This is a genomic window from Rhodococcus sp. R1101 (genome assembly GCF_000278445.1).
Taxonomy (GTDB): domain Bacteria; phylum Actinomycetota; class Actinomycetes; order Mycobacteriales; family Mycobacteriaceae; genus Rhodococcus; species Rhodococcus gordoniae.
The window spans coordinates 1-10,037 of the sequence record NZ_AJVB01000107.1; the positions used below are offsets into that span (position 1 = coordinate 1).

Annotated in this window: 10 protein-coding genes and 1 pseudogene; 3 read left to right on the forward strand and 8 right to left on the reverse strand. The window is 70.3% G+C overall.

The annotated features are described in order from the left end of the window. From fdxA to R1101_RS0109620, 3 genes are all read right to left on the reverse strand, one after another. Window positions 1-241 (reverse strand): ferredoxin (gene fdxA, locus R1101_RS0109610; RefSeq protein ID WP_026003082.1); only part of this gene is annotated, 241 nt, incomplete at its 3' end. Between the two features lie 151 nt (window positions 242-392). Further along, complete coding sequence (locus R1101_RS0109615) at window positions 393-2,990, reverse strand: bifunctional FO biosynthesis protein CofGH (protein ID WP_026003083.1); 2,598 nt, start codon at window positions 2,988-2,990, stop codon at window positions 393-395. Between the two features lie 45 nt (window positions 2,991-3,035). Next, entirely contained in the window at window positions 3,036-3,233 is a 198-nt protein-coding gene (locus tag R1101_RS0109620) for a hypothetical protein (RefSeq protein WP_026003084.1), read from the reverse strand. Between the two features lie 103 nt (window positions 3,234-3,336). Between R1101_RS0109620 and R1101_RS0109625 the strand changes: the two genes are divergently transcribed. From R1101_RS0109625 to R1101_RS0109635, 3 genes are read left to right on the forward strand one after another with little or no spacing between them, the layout of a single operon-like run. Beyond that, window positions 3,337-3,885, forward strand: a complete 549-nt coding sequence (locus tag R1101_RS0109625) for a PH domain-containing protein (RefSeq protein ID WP_016933230.1) — start codon at window positions 3,337-3,339, stop codon at window positions 3,883-3,885. Beyond that, complete coding sequence (locus R1101_RS0109630; RefSeq protein WP_016933231.1) at window positions 3,882-5,396, forward strand: PH domain-containing protein; 1,515 nt, start codon at window positions 3,882-3,884, stop codon at window positions 5,394-5,396. The genes R1101_RS0109625 and R1101_RS0109630 overlap by 4 nt, the downstream gene beginning before the upstream one ends. After that, entirely contained in the window at window positions 5,393-6,169 is a 777-nt protein-coding gene (locus R1101_RS0109635; protein ID WP_016933232.1) for a uracil-DNA glycosylase, read from the forward strand. Before R1101_RS0109630 ends, R1101_RS0109635 begins: the two co-directional genes overlap by 4 nt. Here R1101_RS0109635 and R1101_RS0109640 read toward each other — a convergent pair. The 5 genes and pseudogenes from R1101_RS0109640 to R1101_RS0109660 form a co-directional block, all read right to left on the reverse strand. After that, window positions 6,108-6,566, reverse strand: coding sequence for a hypothetical protein (locus tag R1101_RS0109640; protein WP_016933233.1), 459 nt, complete (start codon window positions 6,564-6,566; stop codon window positions 6,108-6,110). The two genes, R1101_RS0109635 and R1101_RS0109640, sit on opposite strands and share 62 nt — an antisense overlap. Window positions 6,567-6,643: 77 nt before the next feature. Then, window positions 6,644-6,802 carry a hypothetical protein gene (locus R1101_RS30660; RefSeq protein ID WP_016933234.1) on the reverse strand — a complete coding sequence of 53 codons (159 nt, stop codon included), beginning with the start codon at window positions 6,800-6,802 and terminating at the stop codon, window positions 6,644-6,646. A gap of 87 nt (window positions 6,803-6,889) precedes the next feature. After that, window positions 6,890-7,813 (reverse strand): N-acetyl-1-D-myo-inositol-2-amino-2-deoxy-alpha-D-glucopyranoside deacetylase, encoded by a 924-nt coding sequence (gene mshB, locus R1101_RS0109650; protein ID WP_016933235.1) that lies wholly within the window; start codon window positions 7,811-7,813, stop codon window positions 6,890-6,892. After that, entirely contained in the window at window positions 7,792-9,747 is a 1,956-nt protein-coding gene (locus R1101_RS0109655; protein WP_051017511.1) for an ABC transporter family substrate-binding protein, read from the reverse strand. Before R1101_RS0109655 ends, mshB begins: the two co-directional genes overlap by 22 nt. A 78-nt stretch (window positions 9,748-9,825) precedes the next feature. Then, window positions 9,826-10,037 (reverse strand): annotated as a pseudogene (locus tag R1101_RS0109660) (translational GTPase TypA); the annotation flags it as partial.

Consider the following 10,037-nt stretch of genomic DNA (forward strand, 5'->3'; position numbering starts at 1 on the left):
AGCCGAGATCGTCGAAGAAGTCGACGTTGGCCTTGACATAGTCGGACCACTCGTCCGGAACGTCGTCCTCGTAGAAGATCGCTTCGACGGGGCACACGGGCTCGCACGCACCGCAGTCGACACACTCGTCGGGGTGGATGTACAGCATGCGACCGCCCTCGTAGATGCAGTCGACGGGGCATTCCTCGATGCATGCCTTGTCCAACACGTCCACGCACGGTTCCGCAATCGTGTACGTCACTGCTGTTCTCCCTGCCTCTCTGTCAGCCCGCCGACCTGCGCGGCCTCGCCGAAGGGGCGTTCTCGACGCCCACGGTCCTCCAGTATCCCCCGACCCTCCGCAACGCTTCGGAGTAAGGGTCCCCTACCACGCTCGGAGTCGTGACCCGAGGTCAGCGCGAGGTCGACGGGATCTCCGCGGGTGTGTACGCCGTGGTCCGCTGACGGGCGGGCCGGCCGATACCCTCGGCGATCGCCACGAGTTCGGCGACGGTCTTCTCCGAACCGTGCTGCGATCCGGCCATGCGCGAGATGGTCTCCTCCATCAGGGTGCCACCGAGGTCGTTGGCCCCGCCTTCGAGCATGGCCCGCGTGCCCGCGACACCCAGCTTGACCCAGCTGGTCTGGATGTTGTCGATCCGGCCGTGCAGCATGACCCGGGCGAGCGCGTGCGCGGCACGGTTGTCGCGCATGGTCGGGCCGGGGCGCGACGCGCCGGCCAGATACAGCGGCGACGACTGGTGGACGAAGGGCAGCAACACGAACTCGGTGAATCCACCTGTGCGGTCCTGGATCCCGCGGATCACGTTCAGATGGCCCACCCAGTGGTGCGGCCGGTCGACGTGCCCGTACATCATCGTCGAACTCGAGCGCAGACCCACCTCGTGTGCGGTGGTCACCACCTCGATCCACTCGGCCGTCGGGAGTTTGCCCTTGGTGAGCACCCACCGAACCTCGTCGTCGAGGATCTCGGCGGCGGTGCCCGGGATGGTGTCGAGTCCGGCCGCACGCAGTTCGGTGAGCCACTCGCGGATCGAGGTGCCGCTGCGCGCGACACCGTTGACGATCTCCATCGGCGAGAACGCGTGGACGTGCATCGACGGCACCCGCGCCTTGACTGCGCGGACCAGATCGGCGTAGCCGGTCACCGGAAGTTCCGGATCGATACCGCCCTGCATGCACACCTCGGTGGCACCGGCGACGTGCGCCTCCCACGCCCGGTCGGCGACTTCGCTCGCCGAGAGGGTGAACGCGTCGGCGTCGCCCTTGCGCTGCGCGAACGCACAGAACCGGCAGCCGGTGTAGCAGATGTTGGTGAAGTTGATGTTCCGGTTGACGACGTAGGTGACGTCGTCGCCGACGGTATCGCGCCGCAACTGGTCGGCGAGTGCCACGAGCGCTTCGAGACCGGCCCCGTCGGCGTCGGCGAGGGCCATGTACTCCGCGTCGGAGCAGCCGCCCGGATCGCGCTCCGCCGAGCGCAGCGCCGAGAGCACGTCGCTGTCGAGCCGCACCGGCGCGGAGGCACCGAGCTCGAGCACCTGTTCACGGACGGTCTCCCAGTCGCCGAAGGCACTCCCCAGATCCGACCGGTGCTCGGTGTTGCGTCCGGTCACGTCGATCTCGGAGTTGAGGTCGACCCGCCCCGACGACTCCCAGTCGACGTCGGGTTCCTGCCAGGGCAGTCCGGACGGGATCACCTCGCGCGCCAGGCCCGTGGCCGGGTCGGCGAGGGCGTGTACGTGGGCGGTGATGCGTGGATCGATCCACGGCTGGCCGGCGAGCACGTACTGCGGCTGCGCGGCGATCCGTTCGGTGAGTTCGAAGCCGGCCTCGGCGCTCAGGCGCGCGAGGGTGTCGAGAGCGGGCCAGGGCCGCTCGGGGTTGACGTGGTCGGGGGTCAAGGGCGAGACACCGCCCCAGTCGTCGACGCCCGCCCCGAGCAACGCGCGGCACTCCTCCGGCGACACGAGGTTCGGCGGTGCCTGGATACGCATGCCCGGCCCGAGGACGAGCCGCGCGACGGCGATCGCGGCGAGGAACTCGTCGAGCTCCGCGTCGTCGTGCTCGCGCATCGCGGTGTCGTCCTTGGCACGAAAGTTCTGGACGATCACTTCCTGGATATGACCGAAAGCTTTGTGCGACTTGCGAATCGCGTGGATCGATTCGGCGCGCTCGGTGAAGTCCTCACCGATCCCGACGAGGATCCCCGTGGTGAACGGCACCGCGAGACGTCCCGCATCGGTGAGCACGCGCAGCCGCACCGCCGGCTCCTTGTCGGGGCTGCCGTAGTGGCACTGCCCCTTCGCGGTGAACAACCGTTCGGAGGTGGTCTCGAGCATCATGCCCATCGAGGGGGCGACCGGCTTCAACCGGGAGATCTCGGCCCAGCTCATCACCCCGGGGTTGAGGTGCGGCAGCAGGCCGGTCTCCTCGAGGACGCGGATCGCCATCGCCCGCACGTAGTCGAGGGTGGAGTCGTATCCACGCTCGTCGAGCCACTGCTTCGCTTCGGGCCACCGGTCCTCGGGCCGGTCGCCGAGCGTGAACAAGGCCTCCTTGCACCCCAGTTCGGCTCCTTGACGGGCGATCTCGAGGATCTCGTCGGGTTCGAGGTACATGCCGCGCCCCTCGGCGCGGAGCTTGCCGGGGACCGTGACGAAGGTGCAGTAATGGCATCGATCCCGGCACAACCGGGTGATGGGCACGAACACCTTCCGCGAATAGGTGACCGAGCCGGGACGTCCCTGGGCGAGCAGCCCGGCGTCGCGCACCCGCGCCGCCGACGCGCAGAGATCCTCGAGATCGGCGCCCCGCGCCTGCAGCAGGACCGCCGCTTCGTCGACGTTCAGAGCGACCCCGTCGCGTGCCCGGCGCAGCGCACGACGCATTCCCGACGGTGTCACCGTGGAGCGGGACGCGGCACCGGGACGCACGGTGGGGGTCGGGAGCATCGCGGACTGCGGGATGTCGTCTGCGGAATCGGTCATGCGCCCGATCATGCGCCTGCGTGCACCCCCATGCCACCTCGGGGTCTATTCGTGCGGGTAGTCGTCGTCCGCGGGGACTTCGCGGTTCTGCTCGTAGGTGTCGGCGGGGTCGGCCTCCAGCGGCACGTCCGAGGGCAGATCGTCGGCAGGATCGTCGTAGACGGGAGTGGCCTGCTCGAGCCGGTCGGCCTCGGAATCGTTGTCGGACTGGATCTCGATGCCGAGCGCATTCGACTCTGTCATGGCGATCTCCTCTTCTGAACGGGCGATCCGCACTCGTCGGATCGGGCGAGTCCGGCCGGGTTCTACGAATCCCAGCCTAGCGTGGAACCGGACACCGGTCCCGGTGGAGCAGGAGGCATGGGTGGAGGACGACGAGGTGGCGGTCGGCGGGGCGCGGCCGGAGGCGAGTGTGGTCATGCGGGAACCCTCGTGGCGGCCGAGCCCGAAGGCGCGTGTGCTCTGGGCCGTGAGCGCGGCACTGATGTGGATTCCGCTCGTCGTCGCGCAGGTCGTGTGGGTGATCGTCGCACCCGGAGGAGCCGGGTGGCACATCGCCGCGGCAGCCGCGACGGTCGTCCTCGGCGGACTGCACGTCGCGGTGGTGCCGGCCTGGCGTTTCCGTGTCCATCGCTGGGAGATGGACGACACGGCGGTCTACACGCGGTCGGGCTGGTGGACACAGGAACACCGCATCGCGCCGATCTCCCGGATCCAGACCGTCGACACCGAACGGGGCCCGCTCGACCGCTGGCTCGATCTGACCACCGTCACCGTCACCACCGCGTCCGCGGCGGGTGCGGTGGAGATCGTCGGGCTCGACAGCCGTGTCGCCGACGAGACCGTCGCCCACCTGACCGCGCTCGCAGCCCGCTACCGGACGGACGCGACATGAACGACACCGCCGTGCCCGCGGCCGAGACGGACGAGCAGGTGCCGTGGTCGCGCCTGGACCGCAGGATGTTGCTGATCCATCCGATCGAGGAGATCCTGCGCCTGCTGCCCGTCCTCGCCGGATCGTTCGTCATCGGCACCACCAGCGGAAATCCCGGGTGGGGACTCGTAGCGACAGGCGTGCTGGTGCTGGTCGGGCTGTTGCGCTGGTTCACCACCACCTACCGCGTCGGGCCCGTTCACATCGAGCTCCGACGCGGACTGCTGCAGCGACGCGAGTTGTCGATCCCCCGCAGCCGCATCCGCTCGGTGGACGTCGAACAACGTCTCCTGCACCGCGTCCTCGGCCTGGCCGTCGTGAAGATCGGTACCGGGCAGGGCGGAGGAGCCGACCGCACCCGGTTCGAACTCGACGGCCTCCCGATCGCCGCCGTCCCCGAGCTGCGTGCCGTTCTCCTGACCGGCGGGGAGCGGGGCGCCGAACCGTCCGAGCCGGCACCGACGTCCGGGCCCCCCACCGAGCGGCAGCTGGCGCGCTTCGATCCGGGTTGGGTGCGCTACGCCCCCTTCTCCACGACGGGATTGCTCGCCGTCGCGGCGATCGCCGGTGCCGCCTTCCAGTTCGGGCTCGGCCGGTGGATCGCCGAGTCGCAGGTCGTCCGCCGCGCGGTCGAGGCCGCGGAGGATCTGGGACTGCTGGTCGCACTGGTGATCCTCGTCCTGGTGGTCGTGCTCGTCGCCAGTCCGGCGGCGTGCGTGCGCTACCTGATGGTCTACGGCGATCTGCGGGTGACCGACGACGACCGGGTCCTGCGCATCGCGCACGGCCTGCTCACGACCCGTCACACCACTCTCGACCGGGCGCGGCTGCGCGGTGTCGCACTGCACGAACCGCTGGCACTGCGACTGGTCGGCGCCGCGCGGCTCGACGCCGTCATGACGGGCAGGACGGCGCAGCAGGGTGGTTCGTCACTGGTCCTGCCGCCGGCGCCCGACGGGGAGGTCCGGCGGGTCGCGGCCGAGGTGCTCACCGAGCGGTTACCGCTCGATGCGCCGCTGCGCAGCCACGGTCCCCGTGCCCGTCGTCGCCGCTACACGCGGACGTTGTGGCCGGTGGGTGTCGTGGTGATCGCGGGGCTCGTCGCCCTCACCGTCACCGGGCGGCACGTGTCCCTGCCGGTGATCGTCACGGTGATCGTGCTGCTGGTCGCGGGGGCGTGCGCGCTGGCGCAGGACCGCTACCGGGGTCTCGGTCACACCGTCGTCGACGGGCATCTCGTGGCCCGCAGCGGCTCGATCGACCGGCAACGCATCTGCCTCGATGCGAAGGGTGTGATCGGATGGACGGTGAGGCAGACATTCTTCCAGCGACGGGCCGGCCTCGCGACCGTCGTCGCGGCGACCCCGGCGGGCGCGGGCCGTTACGAGGTGATCGACATCCCGATGGACGAGGCGTGGGCTCTGGTTCAGGAGGTCACACCGGGTATGGGAGAAGCATGGATGAAGACATGATCCCTCCCTCGGGACGGGGACCCCTGCACGGCACCCCTCCTGCGACGCTGGCCGAACTCGACGATGTGCTCGTCGACTGCCGTGCGTGTCCGCGGCTGGTCGCATGGCGCGAGCAGGTCGCGCGGGAGAAACGAGCGGCCTTCCGCGACGAGGAGTACTGGGGCCGGCCCGTTCCGGGTTTCGGTCCTGCCGATGCGTCCCTGCTGATCGTCGGGCTTGCGCCCGCCGCGCACGGCGGGAACCGCACGGGACGGATGTTCACCGGCGACCGGTCGGGCGATGTGCTGTACGCGGCCCTGTACGACGCGGGTCTGGCGTCGCAGCCGACCGCGACGCACATCGGCGACGGCCTCGAACTGTTCGGCACGCGCATCACGTCCCCGGTGCACTGCGCACCGCCGGCGAATCGCCCCACCGTCGTCGAACGCGACACCTGCCGGCACTGGCTGGAACAGGAACTCGACCTGCTCTCCCCCACGCTGCGCTCGGTCGTCGTCCTCGGCGGTTTCGGATGGCAGGCGCTACTGCCCGTCCTGTCGGCCGCGGGGTGGACGATTCCCGTTCCCCGCCCGAAGTTCGGGCACGGCGCGCACGCGCTGCTGTCTCCGACCGAGGCGCGCGAGCACCCGTTGCATCTGTTCGGTTGCTATCACGTCAGCCAGCAGAACACCTTCACCGGCCGGCTGACGCAGAAGATGGTGACCGACGTACTCAGGGACGCGGCTCGGGCTGCGTCGCTCCTACCGCGCGAGCCGCTCCCACCGCCCGAGTGATCTCCTTGATGCGCGCCGAGAACAGGTAGCCGCCGGCCGGGGCGAGCGCCGCCACCGGCAGCAGCAGGGTCCGCCAATCGCCGAGCGCGAGTTGATCGCCGCCCGGCCCTCCCGCCAGACAGACGAGGAAGACGACGGCCCACGCGACCAGCGGCAGGGTCGCGCTGCGCAGGGAGCCGGTCTCGGCGCGGACGGCCACCACCAGGAGCAGGTTCGCGAGTCCGGCCAGCAGGATGGTGATCGGGAAGGGCATCCCGGCGATGTACAGGCCCAGGTAGAAGACCGACAACAGGGCGCACAGCGCACCGTCGAGCACGAGCAACGCGACGAGGCCCCGGCGTGGCCGGACGTCCGCCGGTGACTCGAGGGGAGCAGCGGTTGCTGGATCGACCGTCATGCTTCGATGGTGCGCTACCGGACGAGCGCCGACGCAACCGGGGTCTGCGGAACCGCCCGCCGCTCACCCACGGGACGTCAGGGAACCGGCGGGTATCCGAGCATGGTGAGCAGGGCGCTCTGCTGGTCGGCGAAAGCGTACAACGCGTGCCAGTAGTCGGCTCGGATCTCGTCGGCGTAGGGCCTCAGCGAGTCCACGAACGCGACGATCTGGTTCTGGACGGACCAGTTGTACATCGACAACCCCCTGCACGGTGTGTGTCTGCGCGACGCCAGGACGAGTGACCCGGGACACTGTCGATCTTATCGATGACTCGGATCACACTAGCCGATGCCGGAGAAGAGGTCGTCTTCTCGTCCCGTCGGGTCGGTGAGACCGAGCCGACCGCGAACGAGCACGAAGTACTCGTGGTCGAGGACGGGCTGGGCGACGAGGTTGGAGAGCACGAACTGCTCACCGTCCGGCGCGACCAGCACCTGGGTCGCGTGCGCCGCCATCGCGGTTCGCTTCGCGTCGAGAACCGACCGGACGTCGACGACGGTGGTGACCTCGTCGTCGGGCACGCTCGGCAGTTCGCCCGGCTCGGGTCGGCGCCATCCTTCGGGCAGCGATCCCATCGCCGCGACGCCACGTTCGAGTGCGGACCGTTCGGTGACGGTCCAGTACACCTTCGCGGGAGTCCAGGCCGCGCCGGCGGACGGATAGTCCTCGGTTCCCGCCGCCTCGACGGCCGCGGTCACCCGCTCGTGCACCGCGATGTGGTCGGGATGGCCGTAGCCGCCGTAGGGGTCGTAGGTGACGACCACATGGGGACGCGTTTCCCGGATCGCGGCGACGAGCGCCTCGACCGCCTCGTCGCGATCGGCATCGACCCAGGCGCGGGGGTTGTCGGCGGAGGGGGTGCCTGCCATCCCCGAGTCGCGCCAGTGCCCGGCACCGCCCAGGAAGCGGGGGCGGTCGACGCCGAGGGCCCCGAGCGCCCGCGTGAGTTCGAGGATGCGATAGCCGCCGAGCTGATCGGCACGATCCGCGGTGAGCTGGGCCCACTCGTCGCCGATCACTTCACCTTCCTCACCGAGTGTGCAGGTCACGACAGTGACCTCGGCGCCTTCGGCGACGTATCGGGCGATGGTGCCGCCGGTGGTGAGCGTTTCGTCGTCGGGATGGGCGTGGACGAGCAGAAGCCGGCGATCCGCAACGTTGGGGACGGCCCCCGGAGTGTCGATCACGGTGTGGTCCTTCCCCACAGATGGGCGTCGCCGAGAATACCGGTGGCGACAGCGGCTGTCAGCGAGACGTTCTCGACACCCGGACCGGCTGCGACGACGGTCCTGTCCTGCAGGATCGGCAGGTTCACCGCGAGATCCCACAGCCTCGGCTGTGCGGCGGCGACGACGTCCGCCGGATCGGCGGCGCCGTGCAGAGCCGCCAGCAGGTCCGGTTCGAGCCCGGGGTCGCAGGCGCCCGAGAGGTTGCTCGGCGCCTCGAGCTGCGCTGCGACGGCGTCCTCGCGTTCCTCCACGTCGTCCTCGTCGAGTGTGGTGGTCGTGGGGCGCGGCGGTGTTCCGTCCGACGGCCGTGTCGTCTCCTGGGCGGCGGGTACGGGCGTGGGCGGGAGGTCCTCCCCCGCCGCGGTGGGCGCCGCGGCCACCGGTACGCATCCGAACCGGGACAGCGCGGCCGTGGCGGGATCGCCTCCGGCACGCATCCAGCCGACGATCGCGTGCACGCCGCCCTCGACGAGGGCCTCGCCGTACAGCTCGTCCGGGGACAGCTCGTCGATCGACGCGTCGATCCCGGCACCGCGCCACAGGTCGACGGCGGTGCGTGCGACGGCCCGCGCGGTCTCGTCTCCCTCCGGCACGCCCAGCACCAGCGTCAACGGTTCTCCGTCCCGGGCCAGGGTGCCCTCGGGCAACGTCGCAGCGCCCGCACTCCCCGGCTCGGGAGTCCCGCTCGCCGGTGATGCGGACGTCGTGGTCCCGGGCGCGGCCGGGTCTGCGGGTGCCGGCGGATCGACGGGTGGGATCGGCAGATATCCGGCCTCGGCGAGACGGCCGAGGGCCTCCTCCCGGGACGGTCGCGGCGGCATCGTGTCGGCGTATCCCGGATCGGACGGCGCGAGCACCTGGGCACGGGCGCGCACGATCTCGGTGCTGTCACCGGTGGCGACGAGCCCGAGCAGGTCCGGATCGAGCAGGCCGAGCACGCCTCGCCGGACCCGCGGATCGGAGAGTTCGGCGGTGCGGGTGTTGAGGATCAGGTCGAGTGTGCGCGGCTGCAGCTGGACGCCGGTGCGCACGCCCGGCACGGCGGCGAGCTGCGCTTCCAGCGCGACTCCGCCCGCACTCTGGACCACCTGCGCGTCGTCGCTGCGCACGGATTCGGTCACCTGGGCATCGGTGCCGGCGCGGCGCATCAGCAGTTCGTCCGGTCCGGCCGGGGTGCCCCAGAACCGGTCGTTGCGTTCGAGCAGGACCTCGGCGCGCCCGCGATCGACGTTGTCGACGTGGAACCGCCCACCGGACACGGGGATCGTCTCGGACAGCCCCGTGGAGAAACCACCCGGCGTGTCCTTCACCAGGTGTGCGGGCAGCAGATCGGTGAACAGTTCGCGCCAGGCGGGATACGGCTCGCGCAGCGTGACGGTGACCGTCTTGCCTCCACCCGACGACCGGATGTCGTCGATGAGCCGGTAACCGGCGGGATCGACCACGCCGGGCTGGGTGACCATCTGCTGCCACAGATACCGGAAGTCCTCGGCGGCGATCGGTGCACCGTCCGACCACTGGGCCTCGTCGCGAAGGCGGTAGGTGATCGTGAACGGCGCCTCGTCGGTGACCTCGGCGGACAGGAGCAGCGAGTCGTCGGGAGCCAGCAGCGTGACCGCGGGGTTCTGCGGATCGGGAACGGCCCGGAAGGCGCTGGGGAGCACGAGTTCGGCGACCGCGTTGGCAACCGGCGACTGATCGGCGAGCAGATGCGGATTGAAGCCCGAGCCGACCTCGTCGATCGCGACCACCACCGTGCTGCGCTGCGGCGCGGGAGCGGGAGTCGTGGTCGGCTCCGCCTGTTCGATCGGCGGGGGCGGGTCGGCGGTGCAGGCGGTCAGGACCAGCACAGCCACGGCCGTGCCGGCCGTCGCCCCGATCAGTCGGCGACGAGCGCGCGTACGCGACACTCGGGCTCCTTCCGTGAGGCAGGTGGTACATGGGTGGCCCCGGCCAGCATGCGCTCGCCGGGGCCACCCACACCTGGACTACTTGTTACGGGCCTTCTCCCGCGACCGCGCACGCGCACGGTCGGTCTGTGACAGGTGCAGCTTCCGCACGCGCACGTCCTCCGGGGTGACCTCGACGCACTCGTCTGCGGCACAGAATTCGAGCGCCGCCTCGAGGGTCAGCTCGATCGGCTTGGCGAGGGTCTCCATCACATCGGCCGTCGAAGAGCGCATGTTGGTGAGCTTCTTCT